The following is an 18,521-nucleotide window of genomic DNA, read 5'->3' as shown; positions in this document are numbered from 1 at the left end:
AGGGGGCTCCGCCCCCTGGACCCCCGCTCCCGCTTACAGCAACCCCGCTCCCGCCAGGAACTTCCCCACCCCCTCCACCTCCTCCGCCGACAACGGCATCTGAGGCTCCGCCGTCGCCGCGCAGGCGATGACGCCCCGCAGGTGCAGCGCCGCCTTGAACGCGCCCAGTGCCGACGAGCTCCCGCCCATCCGCCCCGGGTCCCCCACGGTCACCATGCCGAAGAGGGCGCACAGGCGTTCCTGCTCGACCCGGGCCCGCTCCCAGTCGCCGGCCCGGCACAGGCGGTCGAGGTGGACGTAGCCGTGCGGGTCGACGTTGGCGAGGCCCGGCACCGCGCCGTCCGCGCCGACCGCGAGGGCCGCGTCGACGACGAGCTCCGAGCCGGTCAGCACGCTGAAGCCCGTGACGTCGGGGCGGGTGCGGGCGCCGATGACGACCTCGCGGAATCCGGCCAGGTCGCCGCTGGAGTCCTTCAGACCGGCCAGCGTGCCCTCGGCGGCGAGGTCCAGGATCACGTCGGCGGGGAGTTTGGTGTGGACGGAGGCCGGGAGGTCGTAGGCCACCACCGGGACCGGGCAGGCCGCCGCGATCAGGCGGTAGTGGCGGGCGATCTCGGTCGGGTGGGTCCGGGCGTAGAAGGGCGCGGTCGCCACCACCGCGTCCGCGCCCGCCTCCGTGACCTCCCGGACATGGTCCAACACCCTCGGCGTCGTCATGTCGATCACGCCCGCCAGCACGGGGAGCCGGCCCCCCACGTGCCCCGTCACCGCCTCCACCACAACTCTGCGCTGCCGGTCCGTCAGATACGCCGCCTCCGACGACGAACCGAGCACGAACAGGCCGTGCACCCCGCCATCCATCAGGTGGTCGACCAGCCTGAGCAGTGACGGGACGTCCACCTCGCGGTCCGGTGTCAGGGGCGTGCAGACGGGCGGGACGACACCGGTGAGCGGAAAAGAAAGGGGCGCGAAGCGCGGCCTTAGAAGGGTGGTGGTGGGTGACGGGTGGGCGGTCATCAGGGCTCCTTGGGAAGGTGACTCTGCCGTACGAGGTCGCGGGTGGCCTCGCCCTCCTCCACCGGATGGTGACACCTGTAACGGTGCTCCGGGCTCGACGCGGCCGAGAAGTCCGGCATCACCTCACCGCATACCCCTTCCGCCTTCCAGCACCGCGTCCGGAAGGGGCACCCGCTCGGCGGCCGGGTCGCCGACGGCACCGGGCCCACCAGCGGGATCGGATCGATGGGGTCCAGCAGGCCGGGCGTCGCGGAGAACAGGGCCCGGGTGTACGGGTGCCGGGAGCCGTCGGTGACGTCGGCCGCCGGGGACTCCTCGACGATCCGGCCCAGGTACATCGTGATCACGCGGTCGCTCATCCGCCGTACCGTCTGGATGTCGTGGGAGACGAAGACCAGGGCCAGGCCCAGCCGCTCCTTCAGGTCCAGCAGGAGGTTCAGGATCTGGGCCCGGACCGACACGTCCAGCGCGCTCGTCGGCTCGTCCGCCACCACCAGGTCGGGGTCCAGGGCCAACGCCCGTGCGATCGCGACGCGTTGGCGCTGACCGCCCGAGAGCTGGCCGGGAAGCGCGTCGGTGAGGGCGCGCGGCAACCCCACCAGGGACATCAACTCCCTCACCCGCTCCTCGCGTTGGGCCTTGGTCCCCCGGCCGTGCACGTCCAGCGGGTCCCGCAGTATCTGCCGGACGGGCAGGCGACGGTTCAACGCCGTCGACGGGTCCTGGAAGATCATGCCGGTCCCGGCGCCGACCGCCGTCCTGCGCTCGGCCGGGCTCATCGTCCACAGGTCGCGTCCCCGGAAGGACACCGTCCCCGACGTCGGCCGCTGCACCCCCACCAGCACCTTCGCCAGCGTCGACTTCCCGCACCCCGACTCCCCGACCACGCCCACCGTCTCGCCGGGCGCGATGACGAGGTCGGCGCCGGTCAGGGCGTACACCTTGTCCCGCGTGAACAGCCCGCCGCTGCGCGCCTTGTGCACGACGTGCGCGTCCGACAGCTCCACCAGCGCGTTCACTGCACGACCCCACTCTCCGAGCGATCCGTCGGCGCCGGCACGATCGCCGGGTGATGGCAGGCCGCCGTGTGCGTCGGTGTCCCCACCAGGTCGGGGGCCGTCGTGCGGCACACCTCGCTCGCCAGCGGGCACCGGTCCGCGAAACGGCAGCCCGCCGGGAAGTCCGCGGGGGAGGGGACCACGCCCTTGATCTGCGTCATCCGCTCCTGCGCCGACTCCAGCGAGAGCACACTCCCGAGCAGGCCCCGCGTGTAGTGGTGCGCCGGTGCCTCCACCAGGTCGGCGGTCACGCCGGTCTCCACGATCTGGCCGCCGTACATCACGACCACCCGGTCGGTGACGTCCGCGATCAGCGCGAGGTCGTGCGAGACCAGGATCAGGGCGAAGCCCAGCTCCTCCCGCAGCCTGAGCAGCAGCTCTATGATCTGCGCCTGCACGGTGACGTCCAGCGCGGTCGTCGGCTCGTCGGCGACGATCAGCTTCGGGTCGCGGGACAGGGCCATGGCGATCAGGACGCGCTGGCGCTGGCCGCCGGAGAGCTCGTGCGGGTAGCTGCGCAGGGTGCGTTCCGGGTCGAGGCCGACGAGCGTCAGCAGTTCGTGCGGGGTACGGCGGCCTCCGCGGCGTACGACCTGCTTGAGCTGCGCGCGGATCGTCATCGCCGGGTTCAGGGACGACAGGGCGTCCTGGTAGATCATCGCCATCTCGTGGCCCAGCAGCTTGCGGCGTACGCGCATCGGCTCGCCCACCAACTGCCGCTGGTTGAAACGGACATGGCCGCGGACCCGGGCGCCCTTCGGCTCCAGGCCCATCACCGCGAGGGCTGTGAGCGACTTCCCGCAGCCCGACTCGCCGACCAGGCCCAGCACCTCACCGGGCTGCACCTCGAAGCTGATGCCGTCGACGATGTCCACGCCGGCATGGCGACCCTCGAAGCCGATCGCCAGGTTCTCCACGGCCAGTACCGGCTGCCGTCCGTGGGGCAGCGGCCGCGCCCGTGACCGCAGCCGTGCCGCGGCCTCCGCGAGCCCGGGCAGTTGCAGCACCTCTCCGCTGCCCGGCTCCGGCGCCTCCAGCCGGTCGTCGTCGTCCCGTACGTCGACCTCGCGCGCCGAGGGTGCCGCCCACGCGTCCGAGACGCCCTCGGAGAGGATGTTCAGCGAGAGCACCGTCACCAGCATCAGCAGGCCGGGGAAGACGGTCGCCCACCAGCCGCCGGTCAGCACCATGTTCTTGCCGTCGGCGATGACACTGCCCCAGGAGGGGTCGGGCGGCCGCACGCCCGCGCCGATGAAGGACAGCGACGCCTCGAAGACGATCGCCTCCGCCACCTGGACCGTGCAGAACACCAGCACCGGGGCGGCGCAGTTGATCGCCACGTGCCTGATGACGATGTGCGGGGTGCGGGCGCCGATGACCCGTTCCGCCGTGACGTAGTCCTCGCCGTACTGATCGAGGACGTTCGCCCGGACGACCCGCGCCACCGGCGGCGTGAACAGGAACGCGATCGCGCAGATCAGGACGGTGATTCCGCCGCCGAAGACCGCGACGAGCACGGCGGCCAGCGCGATGCCCGGGAACGCCATCACCACGTCCAGACAGCGCATCAGCGTCTCGTCGACCGCCTTGCGGGAGGTCGCGGCGATGGCGCCGAGCAGGGCGCCGACGACCAGCGCGAGTCCGGTCGCGCCGAGGCCGATCGCCAGCGACCAGCGGGCGCCGTACATCAGCCGGCCGAGGATGTCCCGGCCGAGGCTGTCCTGGCCCATCCAGTGGTCGGCGGACGGGTGCCCGGTGCCGTCGACGGGCGGCTGCTGGTCGAGCGGGTCGTGCGGCGAGAGCAGCGGGGCGAGCAGCGCCATCAGGACCACGACCGCCAGGAAGCAGAACGCGACCTTCGACAGCAGCGGCAGCCGGCGCCAGCCGCGCAGCCGGATGCCGGGCCGGGACAGCGCTTCGGCGAGGCGTTTGCGGTTGAACGTCACGTCGCCTCCCGCAGTCGCGGGTTGACCAGCAGGTACAGGATGTCGATGACCAGGTTGACGACCACGAAGCCGGTCGCCGTCGTGAGGACGACGCCCTGGACCACCGCCGGGTCGCCGTTCTTCACGGCGTCGATCATCAGCTTCCCCATCCCCGGGAGGGAGAAGATCGTCTCGATGACCACCGCGCCGCCGAGGAGATATCCGACGCGCAGGCCGAGCACGGTCAGCGGGTTGATGAGCGCGTTCCTGAGGACGTTCCGGCCGACGACCACCCGCGGCGGCAGCCCGCTGCCGATCGCCGTCCGCACGTAGTCCTTGTCCAGCTCCTCCACCACCGCCGTGCGCACGATCCGCGTCAGCTGCGCCGCCACCGGCAGCGACAGGGCGAAGGCCGGGAGGGTCATGGTCTTCAGCCAACCGGTGAGGGAGTCCGCCGGGTTGATGTAGCCGCCGGTCGGGAACCAGCCCAGGTCGACGGCGAGGTACTGGATCATCAGCAGCGCCAGCCAGAAGCCGGGGGCGGCCACCCCGGTGAGCGAGACGACCCGGATGATCTGGTCGGGCAGGCGGTCGCGGTAGATGGCCGCCGTGACGCCGCCGAGCAGCGACAGGACGACCGCGATGCCGAGGCCCAGGAAGGTGAGCTGGAGGGTCAGCGGCAGGGCGGTCATGACCTGGTCGACGACCGGCGCTCGGGTCAGGGCGCTGATGCCCATGTCGCCGTGGAGCAGGTCGCCGATGAAGGCGACGTAGCGGACGGGGAGGGGATCCAGCAGGCCGTTCTCCTCGCGGAAGTCGTGCAGCTGCTGGGCGGTGGGGTTGGCGCCCTGGAAGAACGCGGACGCCGGGTCGACGTCCGAGAACCGCATGACCAGGAACACGAACAGCACGATGCCGAGCATCAGCGGCACGAGCAGCGCGACGCGACGGGCCAGGATCCTTGCGACGGTGACCACTCAGGGACTCCTCGGCGCTAGGACCACTTGGCCTGGAGGAGGTTGATGCCGGGATACGGCTGGGCCCTTATGCCGGTGAGCTGCTTCGGGTTCCAGGCCGTCATCAGCTCGTTGTGGACGACCGGGTAGAGCACGGCCTGTTCGGCGACGACGTCGATGTAGTCCTGGATCATCGTCTTCTTCTTCTCGGTGTCCGGCTCCTGGGTCGCCCGGTCCATGTCCTTGAAGAGCGCCTTGGCGACGGAGTTGCCGGCCCACCGCGTGTACTGCATCCACAGGTTCTCGGGGCCGTAGTTGTAATGCATGATCAGGTCGGCGTCGAGGCCGAACTGGTTGGGGTTCGAGGCGGCGGCGACGACCTGGAAGTCCTGCTTCTGGTCCATCTTGGTGAAGACGGCCGTCGTCTCCTGCGGGGAGAGGGTCGTCTTGACGCCGATCGCGTCCCAGGACGCCTTGATGGTCGGCAGGCAGTCGACGATCCAGCTCACGTTGACGGCCAGGATCTCGATCTCCAGCCCGCTGACCCCGGCCTCCTTCAGCAGCGCCTTCGCCTTGTCGGGGTCGTGGTCGTAGACGGTCTTCGCGCGCCGGTAGCTGGGGTTGGCCTCGTTGAGGAAGGACGACGACGGCTTCCCGTGCCCCTTGAGGGCGACCTCGATCATCTTCTCGGTGTCGATGGCGTAGTGCAGCGCCTGGCGGACGCGTACGTCGTCGAAGGGCTTGTGCTTGGTGTTGAACATCAGGAACAGGTTGTTCATGCCGGCCCCGCCCGCGACCGTCAGCCCGCCGCTCTCCAGCTGCCCGATGTTGGCGTACGGGATGTTGTCCGCGATCTGCGCGCCCGCGCTGGCGCCCGAGATCCTGGCCACCCGCGGCGCCGCGTCCACGATCGTCAGCCAGTTCATCTTCTTGAAGGCGGGCTTGCGCGGGCCGTTGTAGTCGGGATACGCCTCGAAGGTGGTGTTGGACTTCGGGTGGTGCGCGGTCTGCCGGTACGGCCCCGAGCCGATCGCCTTGCCCTTGATGGCGTCCTCCCAGGCACCTGGCTGGGAGAACACGTGCTTCGGCATGATCTTGGCGAGGGTGAGCCGCGAAATCCCGTCCGGGAAGGGGAACTTGAGCACCAGCTCGACGTTGTGCGCGTCGATCTTGCGGACTTCCTTCAGCCAGCTCGCGAAGAAGCCCTTTGCGAGGGTCTGCGTCTTCGGGTCGAGGATCCGGTCGAAGACGAAGACCACGTCGTCGGCCGTGACCGGCTTGCCGTCGTGGAACTTCGCGCCCGCGCGCAGGGTGAACTTCCAGGACGTGGCGTTCGGGTCGGCCGGCACCTGGGTGGCGAGCGCGGCGTACGGCTCCCGGGAGATCGGGTCGGTGTCGAGGAGCCCCTCGTAGATGTGGTTGTTGGCGGCCATGCAGAAGGCGGACGCCGTCTGGGTGGGGTCCCAGCTGCCGTCGTTGCCGTAGCCGATGACCGCCGTGAGCGTCCGGTTCTGGCCACCGCCCCCGCCGGTCTCGTTGGTGGACTCGGGCCCCGAGGAACACGCCGACAGCGACGCGGAGACGGCGGCGGCCGCGCCCAGCGCGCCGGTGTACTTCAGGAACGACCGGCGGTGCAGCGCCGGCACGTCGGGGGTCACGTCGCGCACGGGTCCTCCAGCGGATGGTGTGTGCTCCGGCGATGGGTTCGTGCTGTGGTCCGGGAGGGAGATACGACGTCCTACGTCCTCCCGGTCAGCGCGACCATAGGTGGGGTGGTGGGGGCGGTCAAGGGATCTCACACGAATGGCGCATCTGTCACAGGTCGGACCAATGGCGCTGTGAAATGGCGTGAGTTGACCCCCCGTCAGGGACGTACTCCGCAGACATGGGACGTGGGACGTCCAGGTGCGCGTACCATGCGCCGCATGCCCGGGCAGCCCAGGAACAGCCGTACGTCCGAGGAGTCCAGGAACAGCCGGATCCAGCGCCAGGTCATGCAGCTGATCATCGACCGCAGGCTCCAGGCCGGCGCCCTCCTGCCCACCGAGGCCGAGCTCATGGACGACCTCGGCGTCAGCCGCAACTCCGTCCGCGAGGCGCTCAAGGCGCTCCAGGCCCTCGACATCGTGGAGATCAGGCACGGCTACGGCACGTATGTCGGCCAGGCCTCGCTCACGCCGCTGATCGACGGCCTGACCTTCCGCACGCTCGCCCGGCACGACCACGACGACTCGGGCGCGCTCGCCGAGATCCTTCAGGTGCGGGAGGTGCTGGAGGAGGGGCTGATCCGGCGGGTGGCGGCGACGGTCACCGAGGGGGAGCTGGACCGGCTGGAGGCGGTGGTGTCCCGGATGGAGGTGGCGGGGCGGGCCGGGCGCGCCTTTCCCGACCTGGACCGTGAGTTCCATGAGCTGCTGTACGCCTCGCTCGGCAACGACCTCGTGCCGCAGCTGTTGGCCGCGTTCTGGACGGTCTTCCGGCGGGTGTCCGGGGCGCGGGGGCGGCCCGACGATCCGTCTCCCGATCTCACCGCCCGTTGGCACCGGGACATCGTGACGGCCCTGCGGGCGCGGGACGTGGAGGGGGCGCAGCGGGCGATGACGGTTCACTTCCGCGGGATCGCTGCGCGGGCGGGGCAGGGGTCGAGGGGGGTCGGGTGACGCCGGGTTCCAGGTGACGCCGGGTTCCCTCGCCCCCGCTGGGGGGGCAGAGCCCCCTGGCGGGGGCGAAGGAATCGGCGGGTCCTGGCACGGGTCAGGAATCGAGAAGCGCCGCCCCCCTGCCGCCGCTAGCGTGACGGGCATGGACATCTCGATTCACGCCAGCTTCCTTCCGCACGACGACCCGGAGGCCTCCCTGGCCTTCTACCGCGACGCCCTCGGCTTCGAGGTCCGCACCGATGTCGGACAGGGCAAGATGCGCTGGATCACGGTCGGCCCCGTCGGCCAGCCCGGCACGTCCATCCTCCTCGCACCCCCCGCCGCCGACCCCGGGATCACCGAGGACGAGCGCCGCACCATCGTCGAGATGATGGCCAAGGGCACCTACGGCTGGATCCTGCTCGCCACCTCCAATGTCGACGACACCTTCGAGAAGGTGCAGGCGAGCGGCGCCGAGGTCGTCCAGGAGCCGACCGACCAGCCGTACGGCATCCGCGACTGCGCCTTCCGTGACCCCGCGGGCAACCTGATCCGTATCCAGGCCCGGGGTTGAGCCCACCCCCGTCCCGCGCCCTCACCGGCAACGTTCCCGACCGAGTTGCAGATGGAGATTTCACGATGACCGAGCCGCACGTTGCCGACAGCCACGACCTGATCCGGGTACACGGCGCTCGCGAGAACAACCTCAAGGACGTCAGCATCGAGATACCGAAGCGCCGGCTGACGGTGTTCACCGGCGTCTCCGGCTCGGGCAAGAGCTCGCTGGTGTTCGACACGATCGCCGCGGAGTCGCAGCGGCTGATCAACGAGACGTACAGCGCCTTCCTGCAAGGGTTCATGCCGAACCTGGCGCGGCCCGAGGTCGACGTACTGGACGGGCTGACCACGGCCATCACCGTCGACCAGCAGCGGATGGGGTCCGACCCGCGCTCCACCGTCGGCACCGCCACCGACGCCAACGCCATGCTCCGCATCCTCTTCAGCCGGCTCGGCAAGCCGCACATCGGCCCGCCCGGCGCGTACTCCTTCAACGTCGCCTCGGTCTCGGCGAGCGGCGGGTTCACGGTCGACCGCGGTGCCGACAAGACCAAGACCGAGAAGGTGAGCTTCAGCCGCACCGGCGGCATGTGCACGCACTGCGAGGGCCGGGGCACGGTCTCCGACATCGACCTCACCCAGCTGTTCGACGAGGCGAAGTCGCTGTCCGAGGACCCGTTCACCATTCCCACCTACACGGGGGACGGGTGGGTCGTGCGGGTCATCGCCGAATCCGGGTTCTTCGACAAGGAGAAGCCGATCCGGCAGTACACCAAGAAGGAGCGGCACGACTTCCTCTACCGCGAGCCGACCAAGGTGAAGATCAACGGCATCAACCTCACCTACGAGGGGCTGATCCCGAAGATCCAGAAGACCTTCCTCGCCAAGGACCGCGAGTCGATGCAGCCGCACATCCGGGCCTTCGTGGACCGGGCGGTCACCTTCACCGAGTGTCCCGAGTGCGACGGCACCCGGCTCAGCGAGCTGGCCCGCTCCTCGAAGATCGGCAAGGTCAACATCGCCGACGCCTGCTCGATGGAGATCCGCGACCTGGCGGAGTGGGCCCGAGGGATCGAGGAGCCTTCGGTGGCGCCGCTGCTCGCCAAGCTCCAGCACACCCTCGACTCGCTGGTGGAGATCGGCCTCGGCTACCTCTCGCTCGACCGGGCCTCGGGCACGCTCTCCGGCGGCGAGGCGCAGCGCACCAAGATGATCCGCCACCTCGGGTCCTCGCTCACCGACGTGACGTACGTCTTCGACGAGCCGACCATCGGCCTGCACCCGCATGACATCCAGCGGATGAACAACCTGCTGCTGCGCCTGCGCGACAAGGGCAACACCGTGCTGGTCGTGGAGCACAAGCCGGAGACGATCGCCATCGCCGACCACGTCGTCGACCTCGGCCCCGGCGCCGGTACGGCGGGCGGCACCGTCTGCTTCGAGGGCACCTTGGAGGGGCTGCGGGCGAGTGACACCGTCACCGGGCGTCATCTCGGTGACCGGGCCGCGCTGAAGGAGACCGTCCGCAAGGCCACCGGCACGCTCCCGATCCGCGGGGCGACCGCGAACAACCTGCAGAACGTCGACGTCGACATACCGCTCGGCGTGCTCTGCGTCGTCACCGGCGTCGCCGGCTCCGGCAAGAGCTCGCTCGTCCACGGTTCCATCCCGGCCCCGGAGGGCGTGGTCTCCGTCGACCAGACCCCGATCCGCGGCTCCCGGCGCAGCAACCCGGCGACGTACACCGGACTGCTCGACCCGATCCGCAAGACCTTCGCCAAGGTCAACGGCGTGAAGCCGGCGCTGTTCAGCGCCAACTCCGAGGGTGCCTGCCCCACCTGCAACGGCGCCGGTGTCATCTACACCGACCTGGCGATCATGCAGAGCGTCGCCACCACCTGCGAGGACTGCGAGGGCAAGCGGTTCGACGCCTCGGTGCTGGAGTACCACCTCGGCGGCCGGGACATCAGCGAGGTGCTCGCGATGTCGGTGACCGAGGCCGAGGAGTTCTTCCGCGCGGGCGAGGCGCGGATTCCGGCCGCGCACAAGATCGTCGAGCGGATGGCGGACGTCGGGCTCGGCTACCTCACCCTCGGTCAGCCGCTGACCACGCTGTCCGGCGGTGAGCGGCAGCGGCTGAAGCTGGCCGTGCACATGGCCGACAAGGGCGGTGTCTACGTCCTCGACGAGCCGACGACCGGTCTCCATCTCGCCGACGTCGAGCAGCTGCTCGGCCTGCTGGACCGGCTGGTCGACTCCGGCAAGTCGGTCATCGTCATCGAGCACCACCAGGCCGTCATGGCGCACGCCGACTGGATCATCGACCTCGGCCCCGGCGCCGGCCACGACGGCGGCCGGATCGTCTTCGAGGGCACCCCCGCCGACCTCGTCGCCGAGCGCTCCACCCTCACCGGTGAGCACCTCGCGGCCTACGTCGGCGGCTGACCCGCGATGTGTCTCGCCTCGGCACCGGTGATGGCCCTCCTCTCGTCCCGCTCCCGTCAGACGCGGGAGTGGACGAGGTGGGAGGCGGCCGGGGAAGATGCGGGTGTGCGATCCAGCCACTCGATGCCTGAGGAACAGCGCCTGCGCACCCTCGTCGCGCTGCGCCGCGTCCGCGACCGGATGGACCGGGAGTACGCGCAGCCGCTGGACGTCGAGGCGCTCGCGCGCGGCGTGCACATGTCGGCCGGGCACCTCAGCCGCGAGTTCAAGATCGCCTATGGCGAGTCGCCGTACGGCTACCTGATGACCCGGCGCATCGAGCGCGCGATGGCGCTGCTGCGCCGGGGCGACCTCAGCGTCACCGAGGTCTGTTTCGAGGTCGGCTGCTCGTCGCTGGGCACCTTCAGCACGCGCTTCACGGAGCTGGTCGGCATGTCGCCCAGCGCGTACCGGCGCCAGGCGGCGGACGCGACGGCGGGGATGCCGTCGTGCGTGGCGAAGCAGGTGACCAGGCCGCTGAGGAACCGGGCGGCGCCGTTCAGCCTGGCGGCCGCGGTCAACGGAGCGGTGCCGGCCGGCGAGCCGCGGCCGTAGTGACGGCGGGCCGGGGGCGCCGTCCCCTGTGCGGCGCCCCCGGCCCCGTCGGTGGCTACGGCAGGGTCCGCTGGTAGTACTTGTCCTCGTCGGAGTCGTAGACCAGCTTGCCGCCGGCGTCGTAGCCCTTGACGTGCGGCGCGAGGGTGACCTGCTCGTTCAGCACGCCGGACGCCACGAACCGGCCGTGGTCGAGGGCGGCTTCGGCGCTGGAGTCGCCGTAGGACACCGTCACCTTGGCCACCGACGGTTCGACGGTGCCGATCACACCCCATCGGAACGGAAGCTTCCAGTTGCCCCGGTCGAGGAACGACTGCTGGTAGAGCTTGCCGCCGTTGGGGTCGATGAGCACCGGGCCTTCGTCCGGGATGGCGTCGGCGTCGTTGCCGAAGCCGGTGACGCCCTGGGTCTCGCCGTTCTTGATGTTGCAGATCAGGTAGATCTCCTCCGGCTTCTCCCGCACGGCGACGACGTACATGCCGTCGCCGGGCGTGTTGGAGTCGCCGGTACTGCGCATGGCCAGGATGATCCCGTAGTCCTCCGGCGTGCCCGGGTCCGTGTCGCCCGCCATGGCTCCCGACCGCTGGTAGGCCAGGCACTTCTCCAGCCCGTCCGCCGCCCGCTCGAAGGTGATCCCGTCGAGGAGCTGCCCGTCCGTGGCCGGCCGCGCGGGCCCACTCGGTGTCGGGGACGGCGTCGGCGACGGGGCCCGCGTGGCACTGACCGAGGGCGTCGGGGTCGTCGCCACGCCCCCGCCCGCACCCCCACCGCTCAGCGCGTACGCCCCCACCGGCATCGCCGCCAGCGTCACCAGCACCGCCCCGGCCGCCGCCACCCGGCGCCGCCGCTCGACCACGCCCCGGCGCCGGATCGCCGGATACGGCGCCGGCGACGGCTGGATCGTGTACGCGTCCTCGGCGAGCAGCTCCCGCAACTGCTCCTCGAAGTCCGGCTCGCTGTGTGCTCCCTGGCGCTGCTCGTCGTCGTTCACCTGCTGCCTCCCTGCCCGGACGGCGTCATCCGAGCGAGCCCCGGATACGTACGCAACTTCGCCAGCCCCTTCGACGCCTGGCTCTTGACCGTGCCGACGGAGCAGCCGAGCACGTCGGCCACCTCCCCCTCTGACAGGTCCTCCCAATAGCGCATGACGACCACCGCCCGCTGTTTGGGCGGCAGTTGGGCGAGCGCGCCGAGCAGCGCGCCCCGCTCGTCCACGCCCGCGTAGCCCGCCTCGCGCCCCGCCGTCTCCGGTGGCGCGGCGGTCAGCGACTCGGCGACCCGCCGCTTGCGGAACCGGTCACTGTTGCAACTGACCAGCATGCGCCGGACATACGCTTCCGGATTGTCGGCGCGTGCCACCCGCCGCCATGAGCGGTACGCCTTCGCCAGCGCCGTCTGCGTCAGGTCCTCGGCATGGTGCGCGTCGCCCGTGAGCAGATACGCGGTCCGCACCAGGTGGGACCACCGTGCCCTGACGAATTCCTGGAACTGGGCCTCTTGTTCGGCCTGCATCAAGCACCCTCCCTCGCCCTCCAGACCACCGGTGCGGCGGATTCGGTTGCCCGGGGCGCGGGGCCGGGTTCGAATGGGCGTGTGGAGAGTGTGACCGACAGCGAGAAGCACTGGGACGAGCGGGGACCGGGCGTACTCCGGCTGCCCTCCGGGCGACTGGTCCGCGGCCGGGGGCTGCGCCGTCCCCTCGAACCGGGTGCGCCGACCCCGTCGTACGGCGTCTATCTCCTGGCCAAGCCACCCCCCGAAGTCCCCTGGGAATCCCACTGGATCCGCTGGCCCGACTTCCGCCTCCCGGCCGACCGTGCGGCCGCCCGCACCGCACTCGCCGAGGCCTGGAAGCGGGCCGCCGCCGAACGCGTGGAGATCGCGTGCGGCGGCGGTCGCGGCCGTACGGGGACGGCACTGGCGTGTCTGGCGGTGCTGGACGGCGTACCGGCCGAGGAGGCCGTGGACTTCGTGCGGCGGGGCTACGACCGGCACGCCGTGGAGACGCCGTGGCAGCGGCGTTACGTGCGGCGCTTCAGCTGAGCGTTTCCGCCAGGAGCGCCGCCGTCTCGACGATCAGGGCGTGGTCCAGCGCCGCGTCCTGCTCCGGCTTCGTCGTCTGGACCGCCAGGACGAGCGGTGTGCCGTCCTCGGTCCAGGCGATCCCCACGTCGTTGTTCGTGCCGTAGAAGCCGCCGCCTGTCTTGTCCGCGATCGCCCATGTCTTGGGCAGGCCGGCGCGGAGGCGGTTGCCGCTGGTGGTGTTGTTCAGCAGCCAGTGGGTGAGGAGGTCGCGGTCGGGGCGGTTCAGGGCGTTGCCGAGGACGAGGCGGGCGTAGGTGCGGCCGATCGCGCGGGGGCTCGTGGTGTCCGTGACACGCCACGGCTCAGCCGAGTTCAGCTCCGTCTCCCAGCGGTCGAGGCGGGTCACCGGGTCGCCGAGGGAGCGGGCGAAGCGGGTGACGGCGGTGGGGCCGCCGAGTTCGCGCAGGAGGAGGTTTCCGGCCGTGTTGTCGCTGAACCGGATGGCCACGTCGGCGAGTTCGCCGACGGTCATGCCGGTGGCGAGGTGCTTCTCGGTCTCCTTGGAGTTCTCGACCAGGTCGGCCGCCGTGTAGTGGATGCGCTTGGCGAGGACCTCGCCGTCCCGGTCCAGGTCGCGCAGTACGGCCGCGGCCGCCAGGGTCTTGAAGAGGGAGCAGACCGGGAACCGTTCGTCGGCGCGGTGGCAGACGGTCCGCTTGGTGGCGAGATTGTGGGCGAACACGCCCAGCCGGGCGCCGTGTTGCTCCTCCAGCGCGCGGAGGCGGGCGGTGACGTCGTCGTCGCCGGGGGTGGCGTGGGCGGGAATGCCCGCTGTCAGGGCAACCGCGGTGGCGGCGGTGGCGGCCGTCAGCAGCTTGCGTCGGGTCATCGGGGACCTGGGCGACTTGGGGGTCGTAGCGGCGTTTAAGATCTTGCTCTCCTTCGCTCGTGGGCCTTCGACGATCTCTTCAGTGATCGACGCGCTGTCTCATCCCTTGGTTGCGGCGCCGTAGACCATCGGCGGACGGCGCTGCGGTGCCGCGCTCGCCACAGTGGCCGTATGGAGAAGACCAAGGGGATCAGCAGGGCACGATTTCTGGCGGGGGCGGCGGCCGTCGGGCTGGCGGGGGCGGTGCTGCCCGCGGGGCAGGCCGCGGCGACCGGACGGGAGCCGGAGCGCAGGGGGCTGAAGCGCAAGGGGCTGAAGCACAGGGGCGTCGTCTACACCCTCGGGGAGGGCGAGACACCCGGGACCGCGTGGAGTGCCGCCCGGATGCGCGAGGACGTCCGGGTGATCCGCGACGAACTGCACGCCGACACCCTCGACGTCACCGGCGACGGCGTCGACCGCCTCACCGCCACGGCCGCCGAGGCCGCCGAACGGGGGCTGCACGTCTGGCTCCAGCCGACCCTGGGGGACGTACCGGAGCGGGACATCCTGGAGAGCATCGCCGAGTGCGGCCGGTTCGCGGAGCGGCTGCGCCGGCAGGGCGCGAGCGTCGACTTCAGCGTGGGCTGCGAGTTCTGGCTGTTCGTGCCGGGGATCGTGCCGGGGGAGACGGTCCTGGACCGGGTCGACAACCTCCTCAAGGGCACGGTCGACATGGCGCAGATGCAGCGCCGCCTGGCCCGCTTCACCGCGAAGGCGGCGGCCGTCGGGCGCTCCGTCTTCCACGGCCGGCTGAGCTACGCCGCCGCGCAGGACGAGGAGTTCGAACCGGTCGACTGGAACCTCTTCGACATCGTCGGTATCGACTACTACTCGTCCCATCGCCAACACGCCGACTACGTACGGGAGTTGCGTCGCTATCTGCGCTGGGGCAAGCCCCTGGCCATCACCGAGTTCGGCACGTGCGCGTACGTCGGTGCTCCCGAGGCCGGCGGCATGGGCTGGAACATCGTCGACTACACCAAGGAGCCCAACGAGATCAAGGGCGACCTGGTGCGCAGTGAGCGCACACAGGCCGCCTACATGGTCGATCTGCTGGAGGTCTTCGAGTCGATGGGCCTGTACGCGGCGATGGCCTTCGAGTTCGTCACCCCGGACGCCCCACACCGCCCCGACAACCCTCGCTACGACCTCGATCTGGCGAGCTACGCCATCACCAAGCCGATCAAGGACCGCCCCGACGACCCGGCCTCGGACTGGCACTGGGAACCGAAAAAGGCGTTCCACGCGCTGGCCCGCCACTACCGCAGGTGTGCTCAGTCGCAGTAGAGATCCCCGGCCGGCCGCTGTCCGGTCGCCAGGAAGCGGGAGGCGGTGGCGTCGCCGCATGCGTTGCCGTTCTCCAGGTAGGCGCCATGGCCGGTGGAGTTCACCGTGACCATGACGGCCCGCCTGCCGAGGTCTTCGCGCAGCTTCAGGGCGCCGCTCAGCGGTGTGGCCACGTCCCGCTCGTTCTGGACGAGGAGGACGTTGGACGGGCCGTGCTCGGTGGCCCGCACCGGCGCCTCCTTCGGCTGCCACGGCCAGGCAGCGCACATCATCGCGTTCCTCGGCATGCCAGCGGTCAGCGGATACTTCGCCCGGCTCGCGGCGACGCCCTTCTCGTACTCGGCCGCCGACCTGGGCCAGGCACCGTCGTTGCAGATGGTGGCGGCGCCGACCGCGGCGCCGTTCTGCAGCGCGGGCAACGGCGGCAGCTGGGGGGCGGGCGGCACCTCGCCCTTCTGCGCGGCCAGCATCAGCTCGGCCAGGACCGGGTAGTCGTCGGGGTCGTAGAGGCTGTCCAGCATGGTCTGGCGCAGTACGTTGCCGTTCAGCTCCGCCGGGTTGGCGTCGGGCCAGGGGATCGGCTCGCGGTCCAGGCGGGCGGCGAGGCGGAGGAAGAGCGGGCGCACCTCGGCGGCGGTGTGGGCGAGCCGGTACCGATTGCCGGGCGCCGACGCCCACTTGGCGAACTCGGGGAAGTTGTCCTCGACGCCCGCCTCGAACGCCTGCAGCCAGGCGCGCTCCGCCCGCACCGGGTCGGCGTTGTCGTTGCTGTCCAGCACGATGCGGTCGGTGCGGTGCGGGAACAGCTCGAGGTACGCCGTACCGACGTACGTGCCGTACGAGTCGCCCCACGCCGTCAGCTTGCGTTCGCCGAGCGCGGCCCGGATGCGGTCGATGTCACGGGCGTTGTTCTTGGTGCTGATGTGCTTCATCAGCTCGCCGCCATTGCGCGCGCAGGCGTCCGAGACGCGCCGGGCGTAGGCCATGTTCTCGGTGACGGACCCGTCGGGGGCGGGCCACGGGCGCGACTTCGACAGGGCGAGGTCGCCCTCCTGAAGGTCACAACTGACCGGCGCCGAAGGCGCGTTGCCGCGCGGGGCGAACCCGATCAGGTCGTAGGCCTCCCGTACCTCCCGCGGCAGCCGCTGCCCCTTGTCCGAGGGTTCGCCGAGGCTCGTCCCCCCGGGTCCGCCCGCGATGATCAGCAGGGCGCCCCGGCGGGCCGACGGCTTCTCGCTGGGGATACGGGAGACGGCGATGTCGATCTTCGGGCCGCCGGGGTCGGCGTAGTCCATCGGTACGGAGACGGTCGTGCACTCCTGTCGGGCGTCCAGGCCGCTGCCCTCGCACTTGGTCCATTTCAGCGGCGCGGGCACACCGGTGGCGGACGCGGTGAGCGGGGTGACGAGCCCGAAGACGACTCCGGAGGCGACGGCGATCAGGGCGGCGCTCTTGGTGATCTGCTTCATGCACAGCAGCCTGGCGGGGATTGACGGAACGTCACATCCCGGTAACTCCCGGATCTTCCCGGGGGATTACCCCAGCTTCGCACCTACCCCCGGCCCCATCCCCAACCCCAGCCCCAGCCCCAACGTCATGATCAGCCGGTCCTCCCCGGGCCCCAGGTAGTCCCGGTGCACCCCTCCCTCGGTCGAGAACCCCAGCGACCGGTACAGCTGGATCGCCGCCGCATTCGTCGGCTCCACGGTCAGCCTCACCTCATGGACCCGCTCCCTGCGCAACTGCCGCAGCACCTCGAGCATCAGCCGCTTGCCCAGCCCACGGCCCCGCTGGTCGGCGCTGACGGCCAGGCTCAGGACCCAACACACGTAGCCGTCCGACGTGTTGACGAAGAGGACATAGCCGTGCAGGCAGGCGCCGTCGTCGAGGACGAGGAAGCGGTCGCCGTGCGCGTCGAAGTGCTGGCGCAGCACGAAGTAGGGGTACGGCTCCTCGGGGAAGACCTCCCTGTCCACGCGGAGGAGTTCGGGCAGATCCGCCTCGGTGACGCCCCTCATGGTCAGCGGCCGCTCGGCGCTGTCGGCGAAGAATGCCTGGTCAGTCGTGCCGCCCGGGAAAGGGAAACGTTCCTCCGGTACAGCCATCAGCCGCCCCCTGTGTGATGGAATGGAGTCACTCGTACGGGTGAGTACCTGTTGCCTGCCGTTTCAGGTGCTCAGCCGAGGTCCGCCCATCTTGAGGAGCGCCGTCCGGGTCTTCAAGACCGCACGAAGTTAATGCCTCAACGCGCTCCCGATGCGCCTGCTTTTGGTACCGTTGGTGGAATGACCCAGAGATCGTCGGGGGGCGTCCAGGTGAAGAATGCCGATGTGCCATGGGACGAGGCATTCGACTCGATCGCCTACCTTGATCACAATTACCGCGACTTACAGGAAGAGGACGCGGAGATCCTGCAGATCATCCGGGATCATTTCGGCGATCATTTCCGGAAGCAGGGCGTCGGGCCGGTTTCCGGTATCGACGTGGGCGCCGGCGTCAATCTCTATCCCGCACTGGCCATGCTGCCGTGGTGCGACGAGATCACCCTCTTCGAGCGCTCCTCCTCGAATGTGGAGTACCTGGAAGGCCAGGTCGACTCCTACGGGGAGAACTGGGACAAGTTCTGGACCGCCCTGTGCCGGAAGAAGGCCTACCGCTCCCTTGACGCGGACCCGCGTGAGAAGTTCCGCAAGGTCGTCAAGGTCGAGCAGGGTGACATCTTCGAACTCAAGCGGTACGAGGGGCGTTGGTCCGTGGGGACCATGTTCTTCGTCGCCGAGTCGATGACGACCTCCCCCGGCGAGTTCGCGCTGGGTGTGGAGCGTTTCATGCGCTGCCTGGCCCCCGGTGCCCCGTTCGCCGCCGCTTTCATGGCGCATTCACAGGGTTATCACGCGGGTGAGCATTTCTTCCCCGCGTGCGACGTGGGAGAGTCTGACGTGTACGCGAGCCTGGAGCGGTTTGCGAGGGACTTCAAAGTCAGGCCGCTCAAATCCTCGCCGCGGGTGCGCGAGGGGTACAAGGGCATGATTGTCGCCCACGGTTGGCGCCGTAATTCGGACGTGGACATTCCGGTCAACTGATCG

General features: G+C 70.3%; 17 protein-coding genes. 7 read left to right on the top strand and 10 right to left on the bottom strand.

The features are described 5' to 3' along the window. Positions 1–33 precede the first annotated feature (33 nt). From PBV52_RS14755 to PBV52_RS14735, 5 genes are read right to left on the bottom strand one after another with little or no spacing between them, the layout of a single operon-like run. Complete coding sequence (locus tag PBV52_RS14755) at positions 34–1,017, bottom strand: dihydrodipicolinate synthase family protein (RefSeq protein ID WP_274238814.1); 984 nt, start codon at positions 1,015–1,017, stop codon at positions 34–36. Beyond that, positions 1,017–2,036 (bottom strand): ABC transporter ATP-binding protein, encoded by a 1,020-nt coding sequence (locus PBV52_RS14750; protein WP_274238813.1) that lies wholly within the window; start codon positions 2,034–2,036, stop codon positions 1,017–1,019. The genes PBV52_RS14755 and PBV52_RS14750 overlap by 1 nt, the downstream gene beginning before the upstream one ends. After that, positions 2,033–4,021, bottom strand: coding sequence for a dipeptide/oligopeptide/nickel ABC transporter permease/ATP-binding protein (locus PBV52_RS14745; protein ID WP_274238812.1), 1,989 nt, complete (start codon positions 4,019–4,021; stop codon positions 2,033–2,035). Before PBV52_RS14745 ends, PBV52_RS14750 begins: the two co-directional genes overlap by 4 nt. Then, positions 4,018–4,977: an ABC transporter permease gene (locus PBV52_RS14740; protein WP_274238811.1), complete on the bottom strand. Its 960-nt coding sequence runs from the start codon at positions 4,975–4,977 to the stop codon at positions 4,018–4,020. Before PBV52_RS14740 ends, PBV52_RS14745 begins: the two co-directional genes overlap by 4 nt. Before the next feature lie 17 nt (positions 4,978–4,994). Beyond that, complete coding sequence (locus tag PBV52_RS14735) at positions 4,995–6,623, bottom strand: ABC transporter substrate-binding protein (protein WP_274238810.1); 1,629 nt, start codon at positions 6,621–6,623, stop codon at positions 4,995–4,997. A gap of 258 nt (positions 6,624–6,881) precedes the next feature. On the opposite strand from PBV52_RS14735, the gene PBV52_RS14730 reads away from it, so the two are divergent. The 4 genes from PBV52_RS14730 to PBV52_RS14715 all read left to right on the top strand — a co-directional run bounded on the left by PBV52_RS14730 (position 6,882) and on the right by PBV52_RS14715 (position 11,192). Continuing rightward, on the top strand, positions 6,882–7,616 hold the full coding sequence (locus tag PBV52_RS14730; RefSeq protein WP_274238809.1) for a FadR/GntR family transcriptional regulator: 735 nt from the start codon (positions 6,882–6,884) through the stop codon (positions 7,614–7,616). A gap of 142 nt (positions 7,617–7,758) precedes the next feature. Continuing rightward, on the top strand, positions 7,759–8,169 hold the full coding sequence (locus PBV52_RS14725) for a VOC family protein (RefSeq protein WP_274238808.1): 411 nt from the start codon (positions 7,759–7,761) through the stop codon (positions 8,167–8,169). A gap of 65 nt (positions 8,170–8,234) precedes the next feature. After that, positions 8,235–10,598: an excinuclease ABC subunit UvrA gene (locus PBV52_RS14720; protein WP_274238807.1), complete on the top strand. Its 2,364-nt coding sequence runs from the start codon at positions 8,235–8,237 to the stop codon at positions 10,596–10,598. Positions 10,599–10,721: 123 nt separating this feature from the next. Continuing rightward, the gene (locus PBV52_RS14715) at positions 10,722–11,192 is read left to right on the top strand and encodes a helix-turn-helix transcriptional regulator (RefSeq protein WP_274238806.1); all 471 of its coding nucleotides are present in this window, start codon (positions 10,722–10,724) and stop codon (positions 11,190–11,192) included. A 55-nt stretch (positions 11,193–11,247) separates the two neighbouring features. On the opposite strand, the gene PBV52_RS14710 is transcribed toward PBV52_RS14715, so the two are convergent. Together PBV52_RS14710 and PBV52_RS14705 are read right to left on the bottom strand one after the other, a co-directional pair. Beyond that, the gene (locus PBV52_RS14710; protein ID WP_274238805.1) at positions 11,248–12,183 is read right to left on the bottom strand and encodes a hypothetical protein; all 936 of its coding nucleotides are present in this window, start codon (positions 12,181–12,183) and stop codon (positions 11,248–11,250) included. Beyond that, complete coding sequence (locus PBV52_RS14705; protein WP_274238804.1) at positions 12,180–12,704, bottom strand: SigE family RNA polymerase sigma factor; 525 nt, start codon at positions 12,702–12,704, stop codon at positions 12,180–12,182. Before PBV52_RS14705 ends, PBV52_RS14710 begins: the two co-directional genes overlap by 4 nt. Before the next feature lie 90 nt (positions 12,705–12,794). On the opposite strand from PBV52_RS14705, the gene PBV52_RS14700 reads away from it, so the two are divergent. Further along, positions 12,795–13,235, top strand: coding sequence for a protein-tyrosine phosphatase family protein (locus PBV52_RS14700; protein ID WP_274249390.1), 441 nt, complete (start codon positions 12,795–12,797; stop codon positions 13,233–13,235). Here the strand turns inward: PBV52_RS14700 and bla are convergent. Next, on the bottom strand, positions 13,228–14,106 hold the full coding sequence (gene bla / locus PBV52_RS14695) for a class A beta-lactamase (RefSeq protein WP_274238803.1): 879 nt from the start codon (positions 14,104–14,106) through the stop codon (positions 13,228–13,230). The genes PBV52_RS14700 and bla overlap by 8 nt on opposite strands. A gap of 171 nt (positions 14,107–14,277) precedes the next feature. Between bla and PBV52_RS14690 the strand changes: the two genes are divergently transcribed. Beyond that, positions 14,278–15,435, top strand: a complete 1,158-nt coding sequence (locus PBV52_RS14690) for an abortive phage infection protein (protein ID WP_274238802.1) — start codon at positions 14,278–14,280, stop codon at positions 15,433–15,435. Here the strand turns inward: PBV52_RS14690 and PBV52_RS14685 are convergent. Continuing rightward, positions 15,423–16,904, bottom strand: a complete 1,482-nt coding sequence (locus PBV52_RS14685) for an alpha/beta hydrolase (protein WP_274238801.1) — start codon at positions 16,902–16,904, stop codon at positions 15,423–15,425. The two genes, PBV52_RS14690 and PBV52_RS14685, sit on opposite strands and share 13 nt — an antisense overlap. Before the next feature lie 66 nt (positions 16,905–16,970). Further along, positions 16,971–17,540 carry a GNAT family N-acetyltransferase gene (locus PBV52_RS14680; protein WP_274238800.1) on the bottom strand — a complete coding sequence of 190 codons (570 nt, stop codon included), beginning with the start codon at positions 17,538–17,540 and terminating at the stop codon, positions 16,971–16,973. A 180-nt stretch (positions 17,541–17,720) separates the two neighbouring features. Between PBV52_RS14680 and PBV52_RS14675 the strand changes: the two genes are divergently transcribed. Beyond that, positions 17,721–18,518 carry an SCO2525 family SAM-dependent methyltransferase gene (locus PBV52_RS14675; RefSeq protein ID WP_274238799.1) on the top strand — a complete coding sequence of 266 codons (798 nt, stop codon included), beginning with the start codon at positions 17,721–17,723 and terminating at the stop codon, positions 18,516–18,518. Positions 18,519–18,521 lie beyond the last annotated feature (3 nt).

Source organism: Streptomyces sp. T12 (assembly GCF_028736035.1).
GTDB lineage: Bacteria > Actinomycetota > Actinomycetes > Streptomycetales > Streptomycetaceae > Streptomyces.
Note: the sequence above shows the minus strand (reverse complement) of the source record. Positions and strands in the feature narration are given on the sequence as shown.

Bases quoted from the DNA above. Each gene is read 5' to 3' on its own strand.
- PBV52_RS14755 (WP_274238814.1), bottom strand. From the start codon at position 1,017: ATGACCGCCCACCCGTCACCCACCACCACCCTTCTAAGGCCGCGCTTC.
- PBV52_RS14730 (WP_274238809.1), top strand. From the start codon at position 6,882: ATGCCCGGGCAGCCCAGGAACAGCCGTACGTCCGAGGAGTCCAGGAAC.
- PBV52_RS14725 (WP_274238808.1), top strand. From the start codon at position 7,759: ATGGACATCTCGATTCACGCCAGCTTCCTTCCGCACGACGACCCGGAG.
- PBV52_RS14720 (WP_274238807.1), top strand. From the start codon at position 8,235: ATGACCGAGCCGCACGTTGCCGACAGCCACGACCTGATCCGGGTACAC.
- PBV52_RS14715 (WP_274238806.1), top strand. From the start codon at position 10,722: ATGCCTGAGGAACAGCGCCTGCGCACCCTCGTCGCGCTGCGCCGCGTC.
- PBV52_RS14705 (WP_274238804.1), bottom strand. From the start codon at position 12,704: ATGCAGGCCGAACAAGAGGCCCAGTTCCAGGAATTCGTCAGGGCACGG.
- bla (WP_274238803.1), bottom strand. From the start codon at position 14,106: ATGACCCGACGCAAGCTGCTGACGGCCGCCACCGCCGCCACCGCGGTT.
- PBV52_RS14690 (WP_274238802.1), top strand. From the start codon at position 14,278: ATGGAGAAGACCAAGGGGATCAGCAGGGCACGATTTCTGGCGGGGGCG.
- PBV52_RS14685 (WP_274238801.1), bottom strand. From the start codon at position 16,904: ATGAAGCAGATCACCAAGAGCGCCGCCCTGATCGCCGTCGCCTCCGGA.
- PBV52_RS14680 (WP_274238800.1), bottom strand. From the start codon at position 17,540: ATGGCTGTACCGGAGGAACGTTTCCCTTTCCCGGGCGGCACGACTGAC.
- PBV52_RS14675 (WP_274238799.1), top strand. From the start codon at position 17,721: ATGACCCAGAGATCGTCGGGGGGCGTCCAGGTGAAGAATGCCGATGTG.